Genomic DNA, 23,632 nt, shown 5'->3' with positions numbered 1-23,632 from the left:
GCGTGCCGGCTCGACAGCCGACTCGCCGCTCTCTGAGTGTGGTTCAGTCCCGGAGGTCTTGGACCATCACCGCGTACACGGGTGAGTCGGCGAATGGTTGTTGCTCGCCGACTTTGGAGTACCCCCACGACTCATAGAGTTCCTGCACCTTGGGGTGGGTGACGTCGACCAGGAGCACGGCGAGGTCTTCCGTACGTTCCTTGAGCAGCGCCTCGTGCAATCGCTCGGAGATGCCCTGCTTGCGCCAGCCGGGGCGGACCATCACCTCGGACACGGCATAGGTAGAGGTGTAGCCGTTGTTCGGCTCGTAACCCGTGGAGCGCCACCACTCCCGGCCAGGGGCGAGCTGGGCGCCGTAGGCGAAGCCGACGGGTTCCTCTCCGTCGTAGGCCACGACACAGGAGAAGCCCTCCATGCCGCTCCAGTGGTCGACGAACCAGGCGAAGCGCTGGTGGAAGGGGTCGTCCATCTGGTCGGCGTAGGCGTCGGCGTGTACGTCGATGAGCATCTGCCGGAAACCTTCGGGGAGGTTTCCGTGCTGGAAGTGACGTAGGTCGGTCACGCTCGACTCCATTCGGTTCGCATTCGGTCTGCCCAGTCTCGTGCGCAGGAGGTGGAAGGGGACAGGGCGAACAGGCCCCGGTGGAAGTCGCCGATGAGCGTGCGCATACGGCCGGGCAGGGGATCGCCATCCATGATGGTGAAGACGTCGGCGGCTGTCACTGTGGCTTGTTCGGCGTCGCCCTGGTGCAGTTGCGCGAGAGCAAGTTGGGCCGTTGCGAGCGCCCTGTTGCGCCGGAAGGTTGTCGGGATCTTGGCCAGGGCGCGGTGAGCCATGGCTTCGGCGTGGGCGTGGTGTCCGCTGTTGTAGTGGACGATGGCGGCGAGGTGATCGAGTTCGGCCTGGCCGTAGAAAGCTGTCCAGCGCGGGCGCTCGCGTTCCGGAGTCTTGGTGAAGGCGTCCTGGGCCGATCCGAGGGATCGCCCAGCGATGCGGCCATCGCCGAGTGCCGCGTAGGCGAGGGCGGCGCGGATACGACCCAGGGAGTCGAAGAACGGGTCACGTCGAGCGGCCGGGGAGGCTTGTGCGGCCTGAGCTGCCGCGAGAGCTTCCGGCCAGTTCTGGCGCTGGTAGGCGAGCATGGACAGGTTGACCCACACCCGCATTTCGGTGGGGCCGTCCTGGGATAGGCCGGCGTACGTCGCGGATTCGTTCAGGTGCCGTTGCGCCTGGTCGAGGTTGCGGGCGTCGATGCAGGACCAGGCCGCGATGGTGGAGTATTCAGCGGCCAGCGCGTACAGAGCTCGGCGGACGCGTTCGCCGGCGTTGCGCTGCTGCAACTCCAGTACGCCGTCGCGGCCTTTCATTGCCGCCTTCTCCAACTCCGCGTGACCACCCTGGCGGTCGTCGGCTGCGACGAGGGCGTTCATCCCGGTGGCGGCTCGAGCCACATCTGACATGCCGACCGCGCGGCGCTGGGCGATCTGGGGAACCGCGGCGGCTGCGGTCCCGGTGGCCGAAGCGATGAAGGTGCGACGCCGCACAGGGTCCTCCTGCGGGTGGTGCATGGTGCGTGGTGCGCTGAACCCTAAGTCCTCGACGGGGCACCCGAACACCCACTCCAGCGCGGCGCATGTACGGCTGATGGGGCGGCGGGACGTTCCGTTGAGCAGGTTGCGGACGGTGCGGGCGGAGACATCGCCGGGTCTGCCGGTGATCTCTGCCAGCGCAGTGTTCATCCGACCAGCCAATTCATCCTGGGTGAGGCCGAGTTCCTCCAGCCGGCTCTTGAGGATGGCGTTCGCTCCCATGCCACCGACCGTAGACCGGCAGTCACCGACTGAACCAGACCCCAGGTCACGGGAATGCAAAGTCTTCCGGTTCGAGGCGGCCGGTGGGAGCACGACCTTTCCTGTTCCTCTCGGGCCACAGGCGGTTGACTCGGTATCAGCCCGTCGAGGTCCTGATTCCCCCTTCCTCGACGGCTTGGAGGAGAGCCCGCCCCCGGCGCCACCCCGTCGCGGGGGCGGGCGTCCACCCCGGAGGGATGTTCCTGTGACCATGACCGCAGCCCGACCTACTGCGACCGGCGCCCCCGGTTACACCGAGACGATGCCGTGCGAGCCGGAATCCGCTCGCCGGGCCCGCCTGCTCGTCTCCGCAGCCCTAAGCACTTGGGGCATAGGCGAGTTGGCTGAGGCCGGGGTGCAGATTGTGGCCGAGCTGGTCAACAACGCAATCGACCACACCCGGTGCCGGAACGTCCGTGTCCTGGTCACGCGTCCAACCCAGGGCGTGGTGCGTATCGGCGTCGCCGACACATGCAGGGAAGGCCCCGAGCTGGGCAGCCCCGACGACGACGCCGAGGAGGGGCGCGGCCTGCTCCTGGTGGAGGCCCTCAGCTGGAGATGGGGATACGACCGGAAGCGCTGGGGCAAGGTCGTGTGGGCCGAGCTGGAAGTGCCGGCCGAGTGCTGAGGCCCCGGGTGTCCTTACGTCTGATGGATGCCGACGAGCTGGTGGACGATCCCAGCCCAGAGGCGTGTGTAGAACTCACCCTCGGTCCCTTCCGTGCGACGAGCGACCCCGGCACCGAGATATTCGCCGCGCCCCTGCGCATCACGCCCGTGGATCTCCTCCGGCTGCACATGGAGTCGGACCTTGCGCTCGGGGAAATCCGAGCCGAGGCCACAAGGGCGGAGACCGAGTATCAGCGGCGACTTAGCCGCTGGCACGAGGAGGGCCGAGCGGCGGTCGAGGGCAGGGAGCCGGAGGTGACACTCCTCGTGCGTGTGCTTGAGGGACTCCGTCGGCAAGTTGTCGCGCCGGTCTGACACCGCTCCGAGGCGACCGGCGCTTGACAACTCCCGCTGGGCGCCTCGATGTCCGATGCGCTTGGTGAGCGAGCAAGGCAGTCGAGACACAGGCACTATCCGTAGAGAAAGGAAGACCGTGTTCAACTACATGGACCGATTCCCCACCGGCAGCCCGCTGCCACAGGGACACCTGACCGCCGCTCCTTGGGGCCTGCGTCGCATCGCCCCGTACCCGTCCGTCGAGGCCCCGGACTACGTGGCGGTGGAGCTGGACCCGGCGACCCAGACCGCCCGGTACTTGGACGCGTCCGGAGCGCCCACCATGTCGCCGGGGCATGGCACATCTTCCGGTACCAATCCGTCCACCGGCACCACGGGCCAGGGCGACCGTAACAGCGACTCCCCTGACAGCGACACGGGGAACGACACCGACCAGTGACTCCAGTGGCGAACGACGATCGTCCGGTCCTGGTTGTCACAAACCTTGACGACCCGACCACGGACATCGTGATCAGCGAGCTGCACGACCGGGGTGTCCCGGTCGTGCGGTTCGACTCCGGTGACTTCCCCGCCACCCTGTCGTGCTCCGCCTCGATCGGCGACACCGACAGGTGGCGTGGAAGCGTGCAGACCCTGAGCAGGCGTGCCGACCTGGGCGCCGTGAGGTCGATGTACTACCGTCGCCCCTCTGGGTTCGCCTTCCCTCACCTCGACAGGCAGGAAGAGCGGTTCGCCATCGCGCAGGCCCGCTACGGGCTGGGTGGCATCCTCACTTCGCTGCCCGGCTGTCTGTACATCAATCACCCCAACCGCATCGGCGACGCCGAGTACAAACCGTCCGGACTCGCGGCCGCAGCGGCGGCCGGCTTCACCCTGCCGCCCACGCTGATCACCAATGTGCCTGACGACGCGCGGGCGTTCATCAAGGGTCACGGCCCGGCCATCTTCAAACCCATCTCGGTCCCGCTCTACCTGGTCGACGGCAAGGCCCAGACGGTTCCCGTGACTGAGGTGACCACCGACGAGATCGACGACGCGGTGGCCGGCACCATGCACCTGTTCCAGAAGTGCGTGGACAAGGTCGCGGACGTCCGGGTGACGGTCATCGGCGAACAGATCTTCGCGGTGCGAATCGACTCCGGTCTCCTCGACTGGCGCACCGACTACGGCACCCACACCTACACGCCCGTCACCACGCCGCCTGAGGTGGAGCGCGCCATGCGTGCCTACCTGAAGCACTTCGGGCTTGTCTTCGGGGCGTTCGACTTCGCCTTGACCGACTCCGGCGAGTGGGTCTTCATCGAGTGCAATCCTTCGGGACAGTGGGCTTGGATGGAGCCGCCGACCGGTCTGCCCATGACCGCGGCACTCGCCGATCTCCTGGAAGGAGGACTCCGTGGCTAGTGAGCCCCATGCCGAGACAGCGGCAGCCGACTTCCGACGCCAACTGGCAGCCGGACTGGAGAAGGACGGCTGGCTGCGCTCGCCGGAGTGGCGGGCAGCCGTTGAGGCAGTACCCCGCCACGTGTTCATCCCGCGCTTCTACCGCGAGAGCGACGGCCCGGGTGTCACCACCTGGGAGCCGGTCACCGAGGCGAACGCCGGCCAGGACGCGTGGCTCCGCCTCATCTACTCCGACGAGACGTGGATGACCCAGTTCGACGGCCGGGACATCGACTGGGCCGATCCGAAGCCGATCAGCAACGCGGTCCCGACCTCATCGTCCACTCTGCCGAGCCTCGTAGTCCGGATGCTCGAAGACCTGGATGTGCACGAGGGCATGAGCGTGCTGGAGATCGGGACAGGCACCGGCTACTCGACGGCACTGATGTGCCACCGGCTCGGCAGTGAGGCCGTGACCTCGATCGAGACGGACGAAGGTGTGGCACGGCGAGCCCGCGAGGCTCTCGCGAGGTCCGGCTATACCCCTGACCTGGTGGTGGGGGACGGCCGCGTCGGCCACCTCGACGGAGCCCCCTACAACCGGCTGATTGCCACGTGCGGTTTCCGGAACATCCCCCCTGCCTGGCTGGAGCAAGTGCCGCCCGGCGGCGTCATCCTGACCACTCTGCGCGGCTGGATGCGCTCCCTCGGCCTGGTGAAGCTCATCGTCACCGGCGACAGCGCGAACGGCTGGTTCAGCGAGGACGACCCGAGCTTCATGATCGCCCGCCAGCAGGATGCGCCGGAGAGCCTCGGCATGGTGCCGGGGCCCGACGATGGCACGAAGCGGAAGGTCACGCACGGGCCGGAAGTCCTCACCGGTTCGGGGCCCGGCTTCATGGCACAACTCGCGGTGCCAGATGCCCGCTTCTTCTCCATGCCGGTCGATGGCGGACCGGTGAGCACGTTCGTGCTGGACGGCGGCACTGATTCGTTCGCCGTCCTCGCTCCCACGGACAGTGGCTGGGAGGTCCGCCAGGGTGGCCGGCGCCGACTCTGGGATGCGGTCGAGTCGGCGGTGGCCACCTGGGAGGAGTACGGCTCACCGAGCACTGCCGCGTTCGGGGTGACGGCATCCCGCGATGCGCAGGTGGTCTGGCTCGGGAACCCGAACGGCCCTCAATGGCCGCTTTCCGCCTCGTGATCAACGCCGCCGAGCTTGATGCTCCTGCGAAGGCCGTACGGCTGGGCGCTCTGGCACATGGCGGGCATTTGCTGCCTGCGCTCTCGGTCCCGGCGCGTGGCGTTCGCCGAGGCGACGGACGCGCCAAGTAAGGGCGCGGGCAGGGCTGCGGGCGTCGTCCAGGGTGCGTTGGCTGAGTGCCCGGTCGAGGAGGGTGGACGCGTTGTGGCCAGCAGCCTCTGCCTCGGCGAGCACGGTGGACAGGGCATCCCAGGCAGGGTCGTTGAGGATGCGTTCGGCGTGCTCGGGCAGCGCCTGTTGGAGGTGGTAGGCGTAGCGCCGCTTGGTCTGCAGGCCGGGTGCCCGGCTGGCGAGGCCGACCAGGACTGGTTCGGCGATCTGGGCGTACACGGCCTGCAGGTGGATCAGGGTCTGTTCGGCTGCCGCCTGCTGTTGGGCGTGCTGGCGGGTGCGGTGCCAATGCATCGCGTAGGCGACCGCGGTGAGCGCCACGTCCAGCAGCATTGCCAGTCCGGCGCCGTCCCCGTGCGGTACCGGGTCCTTCCAGATCGCCCGAACGCTGCGGCGCAGAGCGCGGGCGCTGTCGTGGTCTGCGGCGATGCGGGAGCGGGTGGCGCGCTCGAAAGCGATGGCGGCTCGTTCGAGTTCGGCCCGCACTGCGGCCGGGGCCGTGAGTGGGAGCAGATCGAGGGCTCCGCCAAGCGCGTCCAGCTGGCCTTGGCCCACTTCGTCGTTGCCGTTGCCGAGGTGGTGGGGGATGCGTTCGGTGGCAGCAGTGGCCTGGTGCCAGGGATTGCCCGGGCGGACGGGAACCGGTTCAGGAGTGGTGGCGGCGAGACGTTTGCGGATCTTGGGCAGGGAGAGGTTGCCGGCCAGGGTGGAACCGGCGTACCAGATGGGTTCCTTCTGCTTGTTGACGTCACCGGGCAGGGAGACGCTGTAGCCGATTACATCGCCGGATGGCTCCGTTTTCGGCCGCACGTTCAAGCCGGTCGCATCAAGCAGGGCGAAGAACTCGGTCTCGGTGGACGCGGCGGCCATCGCGCGGCGCACACGCAGACGCAGGATCTCGCGGGATGTGGCGTCCTCGCCCAGACGCTTGGCCTTGAACACTTCCTTGCTGGTGGGGCGCTTGGCGGCCGTGCCGTCGCCGGGCTTGAGCCGACGGAGCCCGTAGTCGATCTCGATCTTGCGGGCCTCTCGTTGGACGGCGCGGATGTCGTGGTCGCGGCGGGGGCGGCGGCCGTCCTGGCGGACGAGGGTGGCTGCGATGTGGATGTGGTCGTCGGCGTGCCGTACGGCGACCCAGCGGCAGGCGTCGGTGTCTCCGGCGGGGGCGATACCGGCGGCAGCCACGATCCGGCGGGCGATCTCCGCCCATTGGGCATCGGACAGGATCGGGTCCTCGCGGGCGGCACGGACCGGGCAGTGCCACACCGTGGTCTTCGGAGCCCGGCGGCCGAGCATGGCCACCGGCTGGTCGAGCTGTGTGTGGAGCTGCTTTTCCACCTCTTTGGGGTCACGGTGCGGGCTGCGGCCGGGGTCTGGGGCGAAGGCGTTCCAGGAGGCGACAAGGTGCGGATCAATGTGCTCGTTGGCGGTGCCTTTGCCGAAGAGGTAGGCGATCAGGCGGCGGGTACTGCCCTTGCCGGTGATGATCTTCGGTATCACCGGCTCACCGACCCTCGGTGACCTGGGCGATGGCAGTGTCCAGCTCGGCAATCGACGCCTCGACGCGATCGAGGAGCCGGTGGACGGTGTCGGGCTGGGGCCAGGTGCCGTCCTTGTTGAGGTGCCAGGTGAGCTGGTTGAGGTTGTTGCCGATGCCGGCGAGCTGCCTGTTGGCGGCCATCAGCACCTGAACCATGGCGCGATAGTCGGCGACCGCTGCCGTGGGATCCTCGGCGCGGGCGGCGGCGAGCGATGCCTCGGCGACGTAGCCACCGGGTTTCATGCGGCTGAGTGCGGCGGCGTGCTCGACTTCGGCGAACTCGCTGTCGCTGTAACGGGGGTGGACGCGGTGTTCGCGCAGGCGCGGCTGACGCAGGCGGCGTCGCGTCGTGGGCGTCTGTGCGGTGTGCGGCGATGGTGTGGTGGCTCCCGTATCGGTCGGCTCCCCCGGGCCAGCCGACTCCGGTGCTCCCTCGGCGCCGGATGCCTCCGCCCCCTCTGGGGCGGAGGCCGGGTAAGGACTCCTTACCCGACAACTTGCTGCGCTGTCTGAGGCTGAGGTGGTGTGCATCTGCTGCTGAGCTGTGGGGAGTTCGTGGTGCTGTTCGTGCATGGGGGTGCTCCGGTGGCGAGGGGAGGGAGGTGTGTCACGTGTGTCGCATCCGTCCCATGCCTGGTCAGGACAGGTACGGACACTCGGTCAGGTACGGAGAAGTCCGTCCCGGCGAGAGCATCCGTCCCCGCGCTGACCTGCGCGGGGACGGATGCGACGCCGAGATACGGCCCCAGGGGAGGCGGGTCAGCGGGCGCGTTTGGGGCCGGCGGGGCTGCCGGGCGGGCCGATGGGCAGCGAGCCCGCCGGGGCGGCGGGCGGCTTGCCCTGGGCCGGGCGCGCGGGCGTGGCGTCGTGGGTGGGGGCAGGCGCCGTCTCGGCGAGGTCGGGGCAGTGTCGGGCCCAGCTGTCGAGGAACCTGTTACGGGCGTACCCCTTGGCCTGCCTGCCCTTGTCGAACCGGTAGTTGGCCGGGCGGATGTCGAAGTCCCGCAGCATTCTGCCCAGGTGATAGGCGTTGAGCCCGTTGGTGCCGTGCTCCGCCCAGGGGGCGTCGGGGTCCTGGAGCAGGGCGGTGACCAGATCCAGGGAGGACAGGGCCTCCGGGTTGCCGTGTGCCTCGAAGACGCGGTGGATGTCGCGCAGCAGCCGCGTCTTCAGGTTGGTCTGCTCGTCCTGGACGGCCTCGAAGCGGGTCATCGCCACACAGGCCGCACGGGCACTGGCGGGCCAGTGGCCGCCGGCCAGGTCGGCGACGATGACCAGCGGTTCCCAGGTGTCCGCCGCCCGGTCCTCCACCGGCATGGTCGGCGCCATAGAGGCGGCCGTGCCGCGCAGCGGGCCCAGCCAAGCGGCCAGCTTGTCCCGCAGTGCGTTCAGCTCCGGTGTGGCGTAGCGCGAGCGGAACGGGGTCACCTTCTCGCTCGGCTTGCGCTTTTGCATGCGGAGCACGACCGCCCGGTCCGTGATCGTGTCGGGCAGGTCGCCGATCGAGGCCAGCGCGGCCATGGCGAAGGTCGGATACGGGGTCGGCTTGTGCTCCGGACCGGAGATGCGCCAGGCGGGCCGGTTGCGCTGATGCCCGGCGTTCAGCAGGCCGCGCAGTTCCTCGTTGTCGCCGGCCTTGCTGAAGATGGCGTCGGCTTCGTCCACCAGGATCGTGCGCGGGTTCTTGCCGATGATGCGGAACAGCACCGCCTTGGACATATTCACCGTCATGATCGGCTGGTGCACGGTCTCGTGGAGCACGTCCAGAACCCGGGACTTGCCGCAGCCCTTCGTCGGGCCTACGACCGCCAGACGCGGCGCGTGCTGCAGAACGGTCTGGATGTGCGTGGCCGCCACCCACAGGGTGACCGCTGTCAGCGCCTCGTCACTGGGCAGCACCACGTACTTGCCGATCGCCGCCCGCAACTCATCCAGCAGTTCCGCACCGTCACCGGAACCCCGTTCCTCAGGGTCTGCCGGTCCCCGAGTAGGCCGGGAGACGGTCCCATGATCCGGTCCCCATGCGTCGACGGGACCGGTCCTCTTCTGCTGGGCGGTACCCGCCACGGAGCTGTCGGTCCCCAACGACTGGTGGGGACCGTGATCACGGTCCCCATTGCGGTCCCCTGGTGCAACTGCGGCCTCTTGGGGACCGGTCCCCATTTTGGCGCCGCTGACCTGCGGGTTTGCGTCGGATGTCGATACGGGGACCGGGACGTGCGTGGACCGAGCAGCGAGCTTGTCGTGGGGACGGTCCCCAACAGCGGCATCAGCAGACGGCTGGGGACGGTCCCCGTGTGCTTCCACATCCGCCGAGTGCTCGACGGTCCCCGGCGCCGGGGACCGTGTGTCCGTCTGATCCCTGCGGCGCCAGGGGATGCCTTCGCCGGGGACCGCGGGAGTGGGCCAGCCGGTCGGGGAGGCGTTCGTGGAGCTTGGGGACGTAGGGTCCTCCATAGGCGTTCCTCTCCGGTGAGGGGCAGGACGGGCAAGGTCCCGCCCTCACCAGCTCATTCGTTCAGGGATGGGCGATCAGTTGGGAAGTCTTCGGCCCTCGGCGTTGGCGCGCCGGGGGCCGCTTCGTTGTCCGCGCCAGACGCGGGGTCAGGCCGTGAGGTCGTACGACGTCTGGGCGTCCAGCCATGCGTCCACCTCCCGCCAGCGGTAGCGCAGGTGACGGCCGACCTTGTGGACGCTGGGGCCGATGCCCCGGTACTTCCACTGGTAGAGGGTCTTCACTGGTACCCCGAGGTACGCGGCCACGTCGGTGGGAGTGGCGAGCTGGTCACGCTCGGCGCCGGCGAGGCGTGGGGAGTGGTTCGGCAATGAGGTCTCCATATCGGAATCAGGGTTTTGGATGGCAGGCGTGGGCAACACCGCCACACCACCTGGGAAGCGTCCAGAGTGAATTCTGAAACTCCCGGCTACTTCCCTCAGCATCGCCGGGGAAGACCAAAACAGTAAGGGCGGATCCCCGGTTGCCGAAATCGCTCCCACGGAAGCCGAAATTTTCTGCGGAGAAGCAACCGGCTGAAGTGCCGGAATCCGGTACCTCAGCAGCTCAGAGGTGGCGCCCAGCGCTTAGAAGTGGCGTGGCTCGTCTAGCGGACATCGCATCCGAAAGCTGCTTAAATCGCCCACTTCTTTGACGCGGAGGGAAGGTAGCACAACCTCCCCGCCGAAACGGCTCGTGATGTGCCGGAATCCGACGAGACGAACGCCACTTCGCCTCCGGGCGACTTTTGGAGAGTTTAAGAACTAACTCTTGCCACGACGGCCGACTGCAAGTTACAGCTGTTTGTTATGCCCAACCGACCTGTCGAAATAGGCCCCGCCGACCTCCACGTCGTTCGCGCTATCGAGCACCTACGCCTCGTGTGCAGCGTGCCCCAGCACCAGCTCGCCGCTCCTCCCGCAGCCCTGCTGCTCCCGTGGCGCTGACGCACACCGCCCCGCCCGACGGCACCCCCCAGTCCCCGAACCTCATTCAGGAGGCCCTTCTTGGCTGACGTGTACGACCGCTGGCACAAGTCCCACCCCAAGCCCGCCGAGGCCGAGTGCGGCGAACACAAGAGCCGTACGAAGCGGATAGTCCCTACCGCCGATCACGGCATCGGCAAGCGCTGGCAGGTCCGTTACCGCGACCTGGACGGCCGCCAGCGCAAGGAGAACTTCCACACGAAGGCCGAAGCGGACAACCGTGCCGCCGAGGTCGACGTCGAGATCCGGCGCGGCTCCTACGTCGTCCCGGCCGAGACGAAGCAGACACTCGGCGCCTACGCGCAGAAGTGGCTCGACGCGAACTCCGTCGGCCCCACGACCGTGCTCCGCTACGAGGCGACCGTCCGCAACCACATCGTGGAGCACCTCGGTCGGCGCGAGCTGCGGTCCCTCAACCAGCCCTCGATCATTCAGGGTTGGATCCGCACGCTCCAGGACGCGGAACTGGAAGTGTCGACGATCGAGGGCATCTTCGACATCCTCTCCAGCATCCTCGGCATGGCCGTGGAGGACGGGCTGCTGCCGAAGAACCCCTGCAAGTCGAAGTCGGTCAAGCTGCCGACGGCGACCAAGAAGAAGATCATCCCCTGGTCGTTGGAACGCGTACGTGCGGTCGTCGCCGGACTCCCGAAACGCTTCCAGGCAGGCGGCAAGCTCGCCTTCGGCTGCGGCCTGCGGCAGGGCGAGGTGTTCGGCTTCGCAGTCGACGACATCGACTTCAAGGGCCGCTGGATCCACGTCAACCGCCAGGTGCGGCTGGTCGGTACGAAGCCTGTCTTCGCCCTGCCCAAGGGCAACAAGATCCGGTCAGTGCCCCTGCCGGCCCAACTTGCCGCCACCCTCAAGGCCCACATGAAGGAGTTCCCACCCGTCGCCGTCACGCTGCCATGGGCCAAACCGGACGGCGAACCGAAGACCTTTCGCCTCCTCTTCGTGGACGAGAAGAGCCGGGCCTACAACCGCAGCGTCTTCAACATGGGTGCCTGGAAGCTCGCCCTGGCCGCCGCCGGCGTGATCCCTCCGCGCGAGCGCGGAGCGCGCTACCTCCAGGCGGCCCCGGAAGACGGCATGCACGCCCTCCGACACGCCTACGCCTCCGTGCTCCTGGATGCGGGGGAGAGCATCAAGGCGCTCTCCGAATACCTCGGCCACTCGGACCCGGGCTTCACGCTGCGTACGTACACGCATCTGCTGCCATCCAGCGAGACCCGCACCCGCAAGGCGATCGACGACGCCTTCACGGAAACGGAAACGGGAACGGGAGCCGAGGCGGAAGACAACGGCGACCCACCTGCCACCCAGGGCACATCAGCGCCCCCGGCGAAACCAATGTGCCCTCAATGTGCCCTGGCCGCCTGACGGCCCCTTCCCGGCACCAAAGAGGGCGAGGCCCGAAGACCCCGCCCGATCCGCAAGAAACCCCAGGTCACGGCCACACAAGGCAATAAGGCTGATGCCCCGCCTCATGCAACCGATGGCTGAAGTCCTGCCACTCGTGCAGCAGTTGGTACACATTGAACGCGTCGCGGGGGCCGCCGCGGTCCGGGACCGTGGACCAGATGAACGCCGCCGCGCCCACGGCCTCCTCGCCGATGCCGCGCAGGGGGTCCACGACGGTCATCGGGAGCTTCACGACCGCGTAGTCGGGGTGGAGGACGACGAGTTCGAGCGGGGGCACCTTGTGGAGGGGGACGCCTTCGATGCCCGTCAGCACCATCGCGGCCATCGTCTCCGGCTTGATCTTGGTGAACATGCCGTTCATGCCGAGCTCGTCGCCGCCGAGTTCCTCGGGGCGCATCGAGATCGGGACGCGGGCCGCGGTCGCGCCGTCGGGCGCGCCGAAGTATTTGTAGGTCACCCCCACCCGACCACCATTCCTGCTCCCCGCCGTATGGAGCCGGTTGACCACTTGGTCGAGGCGGTCCGCACGGCTTCTGCGATCCGCGCGGCTTCCGCGATCCACCAGGTCAGGCCGGTCCTTCCGGTCCGTCTGATCCATTCCGTCCACACGATTCACGCGATCCACATGATCGGCACGTTCCATACGGTCCATACCGTCCATACGGCTGCGCCGCCCGATCCGCTCAGGCCCGCCCTCCCGGTTCCGGTCGGCGTCGCCGGTTTCGAGCCGGTCGGCACCATTCTGAACCCGGTCGGATTCGTCGTTGTTCCAGTCGCTACCGCCCCGGGGACGGTCAGGAACGCCCGGGATACGGCCGGTGCCGGTCTGGCTCCGGTCAGGACCGTTCTGCGCACCCTGCCCACCGCGCCGGCGACGGGAGAAGCGTGAACCCTGCTGTTGCTCGCGCGGAGCGTCCTGTTCCCCGCCGAGCTGGTCACCCGACGAACCTTGGGCGCCCTGCGTGCCCTGCGTGTCATGTGAGTCGTGCGTGCCGTGTGCACCCTGCGGACCGTACACGCCCTGCTGGCCGTACGGCGCGTACGGGGGCTGTGACCCTGGCGACCCCGGCTGTCCCTGTTCTCCGGTCGAGCCCAATGACCCCAGGGAACCCAACGGCCCCAGCCCGCGCGCGGGGCTGGAAGGGCCGGAAGGACCGGTCTGCCCGGCGGGGCCCGTAGGACCGGTGGGGCCGTTCGGACCGCCCGGTCCGCTCGACGCCGCTCCAGCCGCTCCACTCGCTCCGCTCTGCCCCGGCCCAGCCGCCCCCGGCCCGCTCAGATCCCCGGACCCACCACGATCCCCGGACCCACCACGATCCGCCGATCCACCATGATCCGCGGACGCGGCCCCGCCCCGCTCCGTCGACCCGCCCCGCTCCTGCCGCGACGTCTCCGCGGTCTCCTCCGCCTCGCGCCGGTGCCTGCCCCGCCGGGCACGACGAGGACCGAGGTCACCGGTCCCCTCGCCCAGTCCGCCACCGCGATGCATATCTCCACCCGAACGCATTTCTGGGACGCGTGGCCCCCGCCGCGCCACCCGATCATCGTGTCAATGACCTCCCCTGCGGCCGCCCGCCGAAACGTGCGCTGGAACACCAGCCCGCAGGATCTTCGGAGCCTCTGACACCATGGCCTGTGTGAGCTATCCGTACGAAGCCCCAGTTTCGCAGACTCTTTTCGAGCGCGCGGCGGCCGTCACGCCCGGCGGCGTGAACTCTCCCGTGCGTGCCTTCCGTGCCGTGGGCGGTACGCCCCGGTTCATGGTGTCCGGTACCGGTCCTTATCTGACCGATGCCGATGGACGTGAGTACGTCGATCTCGTGTGTTCCTGGGGACCCATGATCCTCGGGCACTCCCGTCCCGAGGTCATCGCCGCCGTCCAGGAGGCCGTCTCGCGCGGTACCTCCTTCGGTACGCCCGGCGAGGGCGAGGTCGCGCTCGCCGAGGAGATGGTGGACCGGGTGGGGCCGCTGGAGCAGGTGCGGCTCGTGTCCAGCGGGACCGAGGCCACCATGTCGGCGATCCGGCTCGCCCGCGGCTTCACCGGCCGCAGCAAGGTGGTCAAGTTCGCCGGGTGTTATCACGGTCACGTCGATTCGCTGCTCGCCGCGGCCGGGTCCGGTGTCGCCACCTTCGCCCTCCCCGACACCCCAGGCGTCACGGGCGCCCAGGCCGGCGACACCATCGTCCTGCCCTACAACGACCTCAACGCCGTACGCGCCGCCTTCGCCGCCCACCCCGGCGAGATCGCCTGCGTCATCACCGAGGCCTCCCCGGGCAACATGGGCGTCGTACCGCCGCTGCCGGGCTTCAACCAGGGGCTCAAGGACATCGCCGCCGAGAACGGCGCGCTGTTCATCTCCGACGAGGTCATGACGGGGTTCAGGACCAGCAAGGCCGGGTGGTACGGGATCGACGGGGTCGTCCCCGACCTCATGACCTTCGGAAAGGTCATGGGCGGCGGCTTCCCCGCCGCCGCCTTCGGGGGGCGCGCCGACGTCATGGCGTGTCTCGCGCCCGCGGGGCCCGTCTACCAGGCCGGCACGCTCTCCGGGAACCCGGTCGCGACCGCCGCCGGGCTGGCGCAGCTGCGGCTGCTGGACAACGCGGCGTACGACGTCGTCAACGCCGTCTCGGAGCAGATCCAGGGGCTCGTCACCGAGGCGCTCACCAAGGAAGGCGTCGCGCACACGCTGCAGAACGCCTCCAACATGTTCTCCGTGTTCTTCACGGAGACATCGGACACACCGGTACGGAACTACGAGGACGCCAAGGCGCAGGAGTCGTTCCGGTTCAACGCCTTCTTCCACTCGATGCTGTCGCAGGGTGTCTATCTGCCGCCGTCGTCCTTCGAGTCGTGGTTCGTGTCGACGGCACACGACGAGCGGGCGGTTCAGCGGATCGCCGACGCCCTTCCGGCGGCGGCGCGGGCAGCGGCGGAGGCCACGGCAGCATGAGTGACATCACAGTCGTCCACCTGATGCGGCACGGTGAGGTCGCCAACCCGGACGGGATCCTCTACGGCCGCCTCGCCGGCTACCACCTCTCCGAGCTCGGGCGGCGCATGGCCGACCGCGTCGCCGACCACCTCGCCCCTCGCGACGTCACGTATGTCGTGGCGTCCCCGCTGGAGCGGGCGCAGGAGACGGCGACGCCGATCGCCAAGGCGCACGGGCTGGACCTCGCCACCGACGCGCGGCTCATCGAGGCCGGCAACGTCTTCCAGGGCAAGACCTTCGGCGTCGGCGACGGCGCGCTGAAGCGGCCGGAGAACTGGAAGCACCTCGTCAACCCCTTCCGGCCGTCCTGGGGTGAGCCGTACGTCGACCAGGTCGTCCGGATGATGGGGGCGCTCGACGCCGCGAAGGACGCGGCGCGGGGGCATGAGGCCGTGCTCGTCTCGCACCAGCTGCCGATCTGGATCGTCCGGTCGTACATCGAGAAGCGGCGGCTCTGGCACGACCCCCGGCGACGGCAGTGCACGCTCGCGTCGCTGACGACGTTCACGTACCAGGGCGACAAGATCGTGTCGGTCGGGTACGGCGAGCCGGCGCGGGATCTCGTACCGCCGCATCTCCTGGCGGGCGCCAAGCCGGTGAAGGGCAAGGACAAAGCATTCGGGGCGTGAGCCGAGTACACCTCGTGTAGATCAACAGGAACCGCCTGGGCCGTACGTCTCTCCTACAGACGTACGGCCCTTTGGCATGCCCGGCATGTCCAATGTCTACGCTCGCCCCGCCCGCGCACGCCCCGTCACAAAGCGTATGAGGAACGGCATCTCAGCGTAATACAGCAAAGTCTCTTAAATATGTGCTAGATCGACGGAACCCACGCGTTTCCCGCGGCCTCTAAAGCGGTGTGCATCACCCCAAGTGGGGTGTGAACTGACGAAGGGGGCGCAATGCGCGAATTGTCTCGTAGGGGAATGATCGGACTCGGTGCCGGTGCGGGCGCCGCGGCCACGCTGGGGCTCGCCGGGTGCGGTACGGGGTCCGGCGGCGGTGGTGGGAACGGGCGGGCCGGGGGGTCGGGCAAGGGCGGGTCCGGGGGCGGCGGTGGGAAGAAGAACACCGTGAAGCCGCTGGGTGACGGGTCGACCGCGAACACCGGGAAGCAGCCGAACCAGCCGGGGAAGCCGAAGGCGTTGGAGGCGGGGGAGACTCCGCCGCAGTTCGTGGTGTTCTCCTGGGACGGGGCCGGAGATGTCGGGAACGGGCTTTTCGAGCGGTTCCTGAAGTTGGGGCGCGAGCACGAGGCCCATATGACGTTCTTTCTCTCCGGGATCTATCTCCTCCCCGAGTCGAAAAAGCGCAGCTACCTTCCGCCGAACAACGCGCCCGGCGCCTCCGACATCGGTTATCTGACGGACGAGCACATCAAGTCGACGCTCGGGCATCTGCGGACGGCCTGGCTGGACGGCCACGAGATAGGCACGCACTTCAACGGGCACTTCTGCGGCGAGAGTTTCGGCTCGGTCAAGAACTGGACGCCCAAGCAGTGGCGCAGCGAGATCGACCAGGCGAAGGCGTTCGTGAAGGAGTGGAAGACCAACAGCGGCTGGACGGACATCGACCCGCTGCCCTTCGACTACGACAAGGAACTCATCGGCGGGCGCACGCCGTGCCTGCTCGGGCAGGAGAACCTGCTGCCGACCGCGCGCGAGCTCGGCTGGCGCTACGACTCCTCCTCGCCCGGCGGCCTCCAGGTCTGGCCGCGGAAGAAGCAGGGGGTGTGGGATCTGCCGTTGCAGTCCATCCCGTTCCCGGGCCGTGGCTTCGAGGTCCTGTCGATGGACTACAACATCATGTTCAACCAGTCCCAGAACTCCACCCAGGCCCCGCCCGCCAACTACCCGGCCTACCGCACCCAGGCCGCCGGCGCGTACGTCGCCGGGTTCCAGCGGGCGTACGAGACGAACCGGGCGCCGCTGTTCATAGGCAACCACTTCGAGGAGTGGAACGGCGGGGTCTACATGGACGCCGTCGAGGAGGCCCTCAAGCACATCGCCCGCGCGAAGGAGAAGGCCAAGGACGGGGATATACGGATCGTGTCCTTCCGCCAGTTCGTGGACTGGATGGACGCGCAGAAGCCGGACGTTCTCGCCCAGCTCCGGACTCTCGGTGTCGGGCAGCAGCCGACGGGCGGCTGGAAGCAGTTCCTGGGGGCCGGTTCGGCGGCCTGACCCGCTGCACACAGCCGCCTGACCTGGTCATAAGTGGGCCATCGGTGGCCCCTCGACCCCGCCGCAAGTCCGCGAAACGGGCATGCGAAACTTTTCACATGAGTGTCCGTACGAGCCGTAGTCGTGCCGCTTTGCTCACCGCCGGGGCCGCGGCCCTGGCGCTGGTGCTGTCCGCCTGTTCGGGCGGGGGCGTGCAGGGCGGTGGTGGCGGTACCGGCTTTGTTATCGGTACCGACGGGATCGCGACGGTGAAGAAGGGGGAGCGGGACGCGGCGCCCGAGCTCTCCGGGAAGACCATCGACGGCGAGCAACTCGATGTGGCCTCCGCCTACAAGGGCAAGATCGTCGTCCTCAATGTGTGGGGTTCCTGGTGCCCGCCGTGCCGCGCGGAGGCGGTCAACTTCGTCAAGGTCTCCGACGACCTCGCCGACCAGGGCGTGCAGTTCGTCGGCATCAACACGCGGGACACGAGCACGCGGCCCGCGCAGGCCTTCGAGGAAGAGTTCAAGGTCACCTACCCGAGCCTCTACGACCCGACCGGCAAGCTGCTGCTCCGCTTCGAGAAGGGCACGCTCAACCCGCAGCTGATCCCGTCCACGATCGTCGTCGACCGGGACGGCAAGCTCGCGGCGCGGGCCCAGAAGCCGCTGACCGAGGCGCTGCTGCGCAAGATGCTCAAGCCGATCCTCGCGGAGAAGTGACGTGCCCGCCCCCACGATCACCAACGCCGCCCCGATGGCCGGCACCGACATGATCACCAGCGCCGCCGATCTCACCTCGACCGTCTCCAGCGGGGCCCTGCTCCTCGCCGTGCCGGTCGCCGTGCTCGGCGGGCTGGTCTCCTTCTTCTCGCCGTGCGTCCTGCCCCTGGTGCCCGGCTATCTCTCGTACGTCACCGGCGTCGGCGGCACCGATCTGGCCGACGCCCGGCGGGGTCGGATGGTTGCCGGGGCCGGGCTGTTCGTGCTCGGGTTCACCGTGGTGTTCGTCTCCAGCGGGGCGCTCTTCGGGTACTTCGGGACGACGCTGCTGGAACACCAGAAGATGCTGACCCGCGTGCTGGGCGTGCTCATGGTCGGCATGGGCCTGTTCTTCATGGGGCTGATGCCCTGGCTCACGCAGCGCGAGTTCCGCTTCCACACCAAGCCGGCCACCGGGCTCGTCGGCGCGCCCGTGCTCGGCGCGCTCTTCGGCATCGGCTGGGTGCCGTGCATCGGCCCGACCCTCGCCGCCGTGAACGCCCTCGCCCTCTCGGAGGCCAGTGCCGTCCGCGGCGCGCTGCTGATGGTGGCGTACTGTCTGGGGCTGGGCCTGCCCTTCGTGCTCGCCGCGGTGGCCTTCCGCAAGGCGCTCGGCGCCTTCGCCTGGGTCAAGCGGCACTACGCGTGGGTGCTGCGCATCGGCGGCGGCATGATGATCACCATCGGCCTCCTGATGCTGACCGGCGCCTGGGACCGCATCGTGCAGGAGATGCAGGTCTGGTCCACCGGCTTCACCCCAGGGATCTGAGCCATGACGACGACCGACGCCAACCGCGAGGCCTCCGGCGACCGGGAAAACACCGCAGAGCGCACCGGCAGCGGCAAGCGCCGCCCGGCCGACGCCGCCCGGGCCGCGGACAAGGGCCGGGTGACCGGCAAGAGCGGGACACCCGCCCCCGACCGCGCCTCGGCCCCCGATGACAACGACCTCGGTGCCGCCGGTTCGCAGTTGTCCACCGCCCCCCGGGAGGAGTCCCCCAATCTGCCCTCCCTGGGCGTGATCGGGTGGGCCCGTTGGTTCTGGCGGCAGTTGACGTCCATGCGGGTCGCGCTGTTGCTGCTGTTCCTGCTGTCGCTCGCGGCGATTCCCGGGTCGCTGATTCCGCAGACGGGGCAGGACGAGACGCAGGTCGCCGACTTCATTGAGCGGCACGACACGCTGGCGCCGATCTACGAGAAGCTCGGGCTGTTCCACGTGTACAGCTCGGTGTGGTTCTCGGCGATCTACATCCTGCTCTTCGTCTCGCTCATCGGCTGCATCGTGCCCCGCACCTGGCAGTTCGTGGGGCAGCTGCGCGGCCGGCCGCCGGGTGCGCCGAAGCGGCTGACCCGGCTGCCCGCGTACGCGACCTGGCGTACGGAGGCCACGCCGGAGCAGGTGCGCGAGGTGGCGCTGAAGGCGCTGAAGAAGCGCCGGTTCCGCGCGTACGTCGCCGGGGACGCGGTCGCCGCCGAGAAGGGCTATCTGCGGGAGGCGGGCAACCTCGCCTTCCACCTCGCCCTGATCGTGATGCTCATCGCCTTCGCCTGGGGCCAGCTGTACCGGTCCGAGGGCAACAAGCTGATCGTCGAGGGCGACGGGTTCGCCAACACCCTCACGCAGTACGACGACTTCAGGTCCGGCAACCTCTTCTCCGCCGACGACCTCAACCCGTTCAGCTTCGACCTCAAGAACTTCCGCGGTACGTACGAGACGACCGGCCCGAACAAGGGCACCCCACGGATCTACGAGGCGACCGTCGACTACGCCGTCGGCGCGGACGGCGAGCAGAAGTCGACCAAGATCGAGGTCAACAAGCCGCTGGAGATCGACGACTCCAAGGTGTACCTCGTCAGCCACGGTTACGCGCCCGTCGTCACCATCAAGGACGGCAAGGGCGAGGTCGTCTTCAGCGGTCCCGTGCCGCTGCTGCCGCTGGACGCGAACGTCACGTCCACCGGGGCGATCAAGGTCATGGACGGTTACCGCAACGCCGACGGGGAGCGGGAGCAGCTCGGGTTCCAGGCGTTCTTCCTGCCGACGTACGGCGGGGCCGGCACCGCGGTCGTCTCGCAGTTCCCGGCGCTGCTCAATCCCGTCCTGAACCTGGAGGCGTACCACGGGGACCTCGGGGTCGACTCTGGGGTGCCGCAGAGCGTGTACCAGCTGGAGAAGCGGAAGCTGAAGGGGTACAAGGACGCCGAGGGTGAGCAGGTGCGGGAGAACCTGAAGATCGGCGAGACCATGACCCTGCCGGGAGGCAACGGGACGGTCACCTTCGACGGGGTCAAGGAGTGGGCCGGGTTCCAGGTCACCCAGCAGCCCGGCAGTGGCTGGGCCCTCGCCGGTGCGATCACCGCGATCGCCGGTCTCGCCGCGTCCCTCTTCATCCAGCGGCGCCGGGTGTGGGTGCGGGCGGCCAACGGCCCCGACGGCGTCACCGTCGTCGAGATGGCGGGACTTGGGCGCAGCGAGTCGGCGAAGGTGCCGGAGGAACTGGGCGACTTGGCTGAGGTAATCCACGACGAAGCTCCGACTGTCGCAGAGGCTGAGGTACTGCCCGCAACTACGCAAGACTCCGAGACCGAAGGGGCTGAGAAGCCGTGACTCTCGCCGCCGCTACCAACGAGAACCTCGCGAGCATCAGCAACACGCTGATCTACTCCGCGATGGCCGTCTACACCCTGGCCTTCTTCGCGTACATCACCGAGTGGCTCTTCGGCAGCCGCAGCAAGGTGGGTCGTACCGCCGCCGCGCTGACCGCCGATGCCAAGGGCGGCAAGAAGGCGGACGCGCCCGCGGTGACCGTGAGGTCGGCCGGGGGGACCTCCGTGCTGGAGCGGCCCAAGGTGGTCGTGCGGGCCGCCGCCGGGGCGCGGGACGTGCCGGACGGGCCCGGCGCGCATGGCGGGGACGAGCAGGGGGACCTCTACGGGCGTATCGCCGTGTCCCTCACCGTGCTGGCCTTCGCCATCGAGTTCGGCGGTGTGCTCACGCGGGCGCTCTCGGTGCAGCGGGCGCCGTGGGGCAACATGTACGAGTTCAACATCACGTTCTCCACCGTGGCCGTCGGGGTGTACCTCTCGCTGCTCGCGCTGAAGAAGAACGTCCGCTGGCTCGGGCTTCCGCTCATCACGACCGTCCTCCTCGATCTCGGTCTCGCCGTCACTGTCTTGTACACCGCCAGCGACCAGTTGGTTCCCGCCCTCCACTCGTACTGGCTGTACATCCACGTCTCCACCGCGATCTTCTGCGGCGCCGTCTTCTACGTGGGCGCGGTCGGCACGATCCTGTACCTCTTCAAGGACTCCTACGAGAGCAAGCTCGCGAGCGGCGGCCGCCCCGGCCACTTCGCGACCTCCGTCATGGAGCGGCTCCCCTCCTCCGCGTCGCTCGACAAGTTCTCGTACCGCGTCAACGCCGCCGTCTTCCCGCTGTGGACGTTCACGATCATCGCGGGCGCGATCTGGGCGGGCGACGCGTGGGGCCGCTACTGGGGATGGGACCCCAAGGAGACCTGGTCGTTCATCACCTGGGTGTTCTACGCCGCCTATCTGCACGCCCGCGCCACCGCCGGCTGGAAGGGCCGCAAGGCCGCGTACATCGCGATCGCCGCGTTCGTCTGCTGGCTGTGGAACTACTACGGCGTGAACATCCTCGTCTCCGGCAAGCACTCCTACGCGGATGTGAGCCTGGCCGTACTGCAGTCCGTCGGAGTCTGACGCCCCGGCGACCGAGCCTCCCGACTGCCCGCTCCCGCCTCCCGTACAACCCCCGTACACCGAAGGCCGGTTCCCTAGTGCTGTGACGCACGTCACGGGAACCGGTCTTCGCCGTACGGACAGGGGGAGGACGTGGAGACGAACCAGGGGGACATCGGGGACCGGAGTGCCTTGCGCGCCCGGATCAGGGACGGGGACGCGGGGGCCTTCGGCGAGGTCTTCGACGCGTACGCCCGTTCCGTGTACAACCACGCCTTCCGGCTGACGGGGGACTGGTCGGCGGCCGAGGACATCGTGTCGCTGACCTTCCTGGAGGCGTGGCGGCTGCGCGGCCGGCTGGACGCGGAGGGCGGTTCACCGCGCCCCTGGCTGCTCGGCATCGCCACCAACGTGGCCCGCAACACCCGCCGCGCCACCCGGCGGCACGCCGCCGCCGTCGCCCGGCTGCCCAGGCCGGAATCCGTACGGGACTTCGCCGACGAGGTCGCCGGACAGTTCGACGACACGGCGTACCTGAAGGCCGTACGCGCCGCCGTCGACCGGCTGCGCCGCCCCGAGCGCGAGGTACTGGCCCTGTGCGCCTGGGGCGGGCTCGACTACGCGGCGGCCGCCGAGGCCCTCGGCATCCCCCTCGGCACCGTACGCTCCCGGCTCTCCCGCGCCCGGACGAAACTCGCCGCCGAACTGGGGCGTGGCGGGGAACCGGGCCGCGGCCGCGGACAGACAAAGGGCGGTCACACCTCCGTGGCCGGGCCCATCCAGGAGGGGAACAAGTGAACGCCAACCCGTCCCCCCACGAGGACCACGAGCTCCCGTCCGCCGAGGACCGGGACCTCCCTCCGGGCCGCCACCGCGTCCTGAAGGAGCATCTGATGCGCGAGATCAGCGAGATCAACGAGAGCGAGAACGCCGGCGCCGGCGGCGGTGCGCCGGAGCAGGCGGCTGTACGGCGTTTCTGGCGCCGCCCCGCCTTCGTCGCCCCCGTCGTCGCGGCCACCCTCACGGCCGCCGTCGTCGTCGGCGGCACGGTGACCCAGAACGCCGCCGCGCCGCCACGGCCGGAAGCGCGGAGCACGTCCGAGCGTCCGAGCGCGGCCGAGGTGCTGGAACGGATCGCGCGGGCCGCCGAGAAGCGGCCGGGGCCGGGGAAGGCCGGCGACGACCAGTTCGTCTACATCAAGAGCACCGAGGACGCCGCCGACGCCTCCTTCGACGACACCTGCGCGATCCAGGCCGTGAACCTCTACGACTTCGAGTCCTGGACGTCCGTCGACGGCACCCTCTGGGGGCTGGACCGCTCGTACGGGAACGGCAAGCAGACGTACGAGGAGAAGCAGCACCCCAAGGCCAAGTCGAGCGGCGCCAAGGCGCCCATGAACTACCGCGCGGTCCAGGAACTGCCCACCGATCCGGAGAAGATGTACGTCTGGCTGCACAAGGGGAACAACTCGCGGAGCCGGTCCGACGACAGCGCCTTCCAAACCGCGAGCGAGATCCTGAGCGAGAACCTGGTGCCGCCGCAGGTGAGCGCCGCGCTCTTCCGGGCCGTCGCCGAACTCCCCGGGGTGACCGTGAAGTTCGGGGTGAAGGACGCCCTCGGCCGCGGCGGCATCTCGATCGGACGTACGCCGGACGAGGCCAGGACCGAGCGGATCGAGTGGATCTTCGACGAGGAGACGCTGGAGTACCTGGGCGAGCGGATGGTGTGGGTCGAGCCGACCGGCGAGGGCGCGGGCCAGGAGGCGGAGCGCAGCGGGTCGACGTGTCCGCCGGTGCGGGACGGGGCCGTCCTCATGTCCAAGGCGATCACTGACGTGGCCGTCGTGGACAAGGCGGGGGAGTTGCCGTAAGGGGAGAGCGGGAAGCCTCGGGGGCGCCTGCAGCGCCCCCGAGGCGATCTGCCCGGCTAGGGCGCGTATCTGGTTTCGATCAATCTGGCGGATCCGGCCCGCGCGGTGTGGCGGATCCGG

23 protein-coding genes are annotated in these 23,632 nt (G+C 68.9%); 16 read left to right on the top strand and 7 right to left on the bottom strand.

Annotated elements, in window-relative coordinates; all coding sequences use genetic code 11:
• Window positions 1-43: 43 nt before the first annotated feature.
• Together F3T56_RS38535 and F3T56_RS38530 are read right to left on the bottom strand one after the other, a co-directional pair.
• Window positions 44-574 (bottom strand): GNAT family N-acetyltransferase, encoded by a 531-nt coding sequence (locus F3T56_RS38535; protein WP_149830121.1) that lies wholly within the window; start codon window positions 572-574, stop codon window positions 44-46.
• Window positions 559-1,812, bottom strand: a complete 1,254-nt coding sequence (locus F3T56_RS38530; protein ID WP_149830120.1) for a helix-turn-helix domain-containing protein — start codon at window positions 1,810-1,812, stop codon at window positions 559-561. The genes F3T56_RS38535 and F3T56_RS38530 overlap by 16 nt, the downstream gene beginning before the upstream one ends.
• A gap of 250 nt (window positions 1,813-2,062) precedes the next feature.
• Here F3T56_RS38530 and F3T56_RS38525 point away from each other — a divergent pair, with 250 nt between their 5' ends.
• From F3T56_RS38525 to tgmC, 5 genes are all read left to right on the top strand, one after another.
• Complete coding sequence (locus tag F3T56_RS38525) at window positions 2,063-2,479, top strand: ATP-binding protein (RefSeq protein WP_149830144.1); 417 nt, start codon at window positions 2,063-2,065, stop codon at window positions 2,477-2,479.
• Between the two features lie 23 nt (window positions 2,480-2,502).
• Window positions 2,503-2,835 carry a hypothetical protein gene (locus F3T56_RS38520; RefSeq protein ID WP_246204293.1) on the top strand — a complete coding sequence of 111 codons (333 nt, stop codon included), beginning with the start codon at window positions 2,503-2,505 and terminating at the stop codon, window positions 2,833-2,835.
• Window positions 2,836-2,953: 118 nt separating this feature from the next.
• On the top strand, window positions 2,954-3,256 hold the full coding sequence (tgmA, locus tag F3T56_RS38515) for a putative ATP-grasp-modified RiPP (protein ID WP_149830118.1): 303 nt from the start codon (window positions 2,954-2,956) through the stop codon (window positions 3,254-3,256).
• A 5-nt stretch (window positions 3,257-3,261) separates the two neighbouring features.
• The gene (tgmB, locus tag F3T56_RS38510) at window positions 3,262-4,221 is read left to right on the top strand and encodes an ATP-grasp ribosomal peptide maturase (RefSeq protein ID WP_149830117.1); all 960 of its coding nucleotides are present in this window, start codon (window positions 3,262-3,264) and stop codon (window positions 4,219-4,221) included.
• Window positions 4,214-5,404 (top strand): ATP-grasp peptide maturase system methyltransferase, encoded by a 1,191-nt coding sequence (gene tgmC, locus F3T56_RS38505; RefSeq protein WP_149830116.1) that lies wholly within the window; start codon window positions 4,214-4,216, stop codon window positions 5,402-5,404. The genes tgmB and tgmC overlap by 8 nt, the downstream gene beginning before the upstream one ends.
• Here the strand turns inward: tgmC and F3T56_RS38500 are convergent, their stop codons facing one another.
• The 4 genes from F3T56_RS38500 to F3T56_RS38485 form a co-directional block, all read right to left on the bottom strand.
• A complete protein-coding gene (locus F3T56_RS38500; RefSeq protein WP_149830115.1) occupies window positions 5,405-7,075 on the bottom strand; it encodes a relaxase/mobilization nuclease domain-containing protein in 1,671 nt (556 codons plus the stop codon).
• A gap of 4 nt (window positions 7,076-7,079) precedes the next feature.
• The gene (locus tag F3T56_RS50350) at window positions 7,080-7,646 is read right to left on the bottom strand and encodes a MobC family plasmid mobilization relaxosome protein (protein WP_149830143.1); all 567 of its coding nucleotides are present in this window, start codon (window positions 7,644-7,646) and stop codon (window positions 7,080-7,082) included.
• 228 nt (window positions 7,647-7,874) lie between these two features.
• Complete coding sequence (locus tag F3T56_RS38490) at window positions 7,875-9,182, bottom strand: DUF3631 domain-containing protein (RefSeq protein WP_246204292.1); 1,308 nt, start codon at window positions 9,180-9,182, stop codon at window positions 7,875-7,877.
• A gap of 537 nt (window positions 9,183-9,719) precedes the next feature.
• On the bottom strand, window positions 9,720-9,953 hold the full coding sequence (locus tag F3T56_RS38485; RefSeq protein ID WP_234390463.1) for a helix-turn-helix transcriptional regulator: 234 nt from the start codon (window positions 9,951-9,953) through the stop codon (window positions 9,720-9,722).
• A 672-nt stretch (window positions 9,954-10,625) separates the two neighbouring features.
• Here F3T56_RS38485 and F3T56_RS38475 point away from each other — a divergent pair.
• Window positions 10,626-11,975, top strand: coding sequence for a tyrosine-type recombinase/integrase (locus F3T56_RS38475; RefSeq protein WP_149830141.1), 1,350 nt, complete (start codon window positions 10,626-10,628; stop codon window positions 11,973-11,975).
• A 67-nt stretch (window positions 11,976-12,042) separates the two neighbouring features.
• On the opposite strand, the gene F3T56_RS38470 is transcribed toward F3T56_RS38475, so the two are convergent.
• A complete protein-coding gene (locus F3T56_RS38470; protein ID WP_003974483.1) occupies window positions 12,043-12,480 on the bottom strand; it encodes a hypothetical protein in 438 nt (145 codons plus the stop codon).
• Between the two features lie 45 nt (window positions 12,481-12,525).
• On the opposite strand from F3T56_RS38470, the gene F3T56_RS38465 reads away from it, so the two are divergent.
• The 10 genes from F3T56_RS38465 to F3T56_RS38410 all read left to right on the top strand — a co-directional run bounded on the left by F3T56_RS38465 (window position 12,526) and on the right by F3T56_RS38410 (window position 23,512).
• The gene (locus F3T56_RS38465) at window positions 12,526-12,906 is read left to right on the top strand and encodes a hypothetical protein (RefSeq protein WP_149830114.1); all 381 of its coding nucleotides are present in this window, start codon (window positions 12,526-12,528) and stop codon (window positions 12,904-12,906) included.
• 739 nt (window positions 12,907-13,645) lie between these two features.
• Window positions 13,646-14,974, top strand: a complete 1,329-nt coding sequence (gene hemL, locus F3T56_RS38455; protein ID WP_149830112.1) for a glutamate-1-semialdehyde 2,1-aminomutase — start codon at window positions 13,646-13,648, stop codon at window positions 14,972-14,974.
• Entirely contained in the window at window positions 14,971-15,645 is a 675-nt protein-coding gene (locus F3T56_RS38450; RefSeq protein ID WP_149830111.1) for a histidine phosphatase family protein, read from the top strand. Before hemL ends, F3T56_RS38450 begins: the two co-directional genes overlap by 4 nt.
• A gap of 273 nt (window positions 15,646-15,918) precedes the next feature.
• On the top strand, window positions 15,919-17,199 hold the full coding sequence (locus F3T56_RS38445; protein ID WP_149830110.1) for a polysaccharide deacetylase family protein: 1,281 nt from the start codon (window positions 15,919-15,921) through the stop codon (window positions 17,197-17,199).
• Window positions 17,200-17,297: 98 nt separating this feature from the next.
• Window positions 17,298-17,900 carry a TlpA family protein disulfide reductase gene (locus tag F3T56_RS38440; protein WP_172639340.1) on the top strand — a complete coding sequence of 201 codons (603 nt, stop codon included), beginning with the start codon at window positions 17,298-17,300 and terminating at the stop codon, window positions 17,898-17,900.
• A 49-nt stretch (window positions 17,901-17,949) separates the two neighbouring features.
• On the top strand, window positions 17,950-18,708 hold the full coding sequence (locus F3T56_RS38435; protein ID WP_425473721.1) for a cytochrome c biogenesis CcdA family protein: 759 nt from the start codon (window positions 17,950-17,952) through the stop codon (window positions 18,706-18,708).
• A 3-nt stretch (window positions 18,709-18,711) separates the two neighbouring features.
• Window positions 18,712-20,547, top strand: coding sequence for a cytochrome c biogenesis protein ResB (gene resB / locus F3T56_RS38425; RefSeq protein WP_246204291.1), 1,836 nt, complete (start codon window positions 18,712-18,714; stop codon window positions 20,545-20,547).
• Window positions 20,544-21,662 (top strand): c-type cytochrome biogenesis protein CcsB, encoded by a 1,119-nt coding sequence (ccsB, locus tag F3T56_RS38420; protein WP_149830109.1) that lies wholly within the window; start codon window positions 20,544-20,546, stop codon window positions 21,660-21,662. Before resB ends, ccsB begins: the two co-directional genes overlap by 4 nt.
• A gap of 132 nt (window positions 21,663-21,794) precedes the next feature.
• Window positions 21,795-22,439 carry an RNA polymerase sigma factor gene (locus F3T56_RS38415; protein WP_246204290.1) on the top strand — a complete coding sequence of 215 codons (645 nt, stop codon included), beginning with the start codon at window positions 21,795-21,797 and terminating at the stop codon, window positions 22,437-22,439.
• Complete coding sequence (locus F3T56_RS38410) at window positions 22,436-23,512, top strand: CU044_5270 family protein (RefSeq protein WP_149830108.1); 1,077 nt, start codon at window positions 22,436-22,438, stop codon at window positions 23,510-23,512. The genes F3T56_RS38415 and F3T56_RS38410 overlap by 4 nt, the downstream gene beginning before the upstream one ends.
• The last annotated feature ends 120 nt before the right edge of the window (window positions 23,513-23,632 follow it).

The organism is Streptomyces tailanensis, from assembly GCF_008386495.1.
Lineage (GTDB): Bacteria > Actinomycetota > Actinomycetes > Streptomycetales > Streptomycetaceae > Streptomyces > Streptomyces tailanensis.
This window is presented reverse-complemented; position numbering and strand designations above follow the sequence as displayed.

Bases quoted from the DNA above. Each gene is read 5' to 3' on its own strand.
- F3T56_RS38535 (WP_149830121.1), bottom strand. From the start codon at position 574: ATGGAGTCGAGCGTGACCGACCTACGTCACTTCCAGCACGGAAACCTC.
- F3T56_RS38530 (WP_149830120.1), bottom strand. From the start codon at position 1,812: ATGGGAGCGAACGCCATCCTCAAGAGCCGGCTGGAGGAACTCGGCCTC.
- F3T56_RS38525 (WP_149830144.1), top strand. From the start codon at position 2,063: ATGACCGCAGCCCGACCTACTGCGACCGGCGCCCCCGGTTACACCGAG.
- F3T56_RS38520 (WP_246204293.1), top strand. From the start codon at position 2,503: ATGGATGCCGACGAGCTGGTGGACGATCCCAGCCCAGAGGCGTGTGTA.
- F3T56_RS50350 (WP_149830143.1), bottom strand. From the start codon at position 7,646: ATGCACACCACCTCAGCCTCAGACAGCGCAGCAAGTTGTCGGGTAAGG.
- F3T56_RS38485 (WP_234390463.1), bottom strand. From the start codon at position 9,953: ATGGAGACCTCATTGCCGAACCACTCCCCACGCCTCGCCGGCGCCGAG.
- hemL (WP_149830112.1), top strand. From the start codon at position 13,646: ATGGCCTGTGTGAGCTATCCGTACGAAGCCCCAGTTTCGCAGACTCTT.
- F3T56_RS38450 (WP_149830111.1), top strand. From the start codon at position 14,971: ATGAGTGACATCACAGTCGTCCACCTGATGCGGCACGGTGAGGTCGCC.
- F3T56_RS38445 (WP_149830110.1), top strand. From the start codon at position 15,919: ATGCGCGAATTGTCTCGTAGGGGAATGATCGGACTCGGTGCCGGTGCG.
- F3T56_RS38440 (WP_172639340.1), top strand. From the start codon at position 17,298: ATGAGTGTCCGTACGAGCCGTAGTCGTGCCGCTTTGCTCACCGCCGGG.
- F3T56_RS38435 (WP_425473721.1), top strand. From the start codon at position 17,950: ATGATCACCAGCGCCGCCGATCTCACCTCGACCGTCTCCAGCGGGGCC.
- resB (WP_246204291.1), top strand. From the start codon at position 18,712: ATGACGACGACCGACGCCAACCGCGAGGCCTCCGGCGACCGGGAAAAC.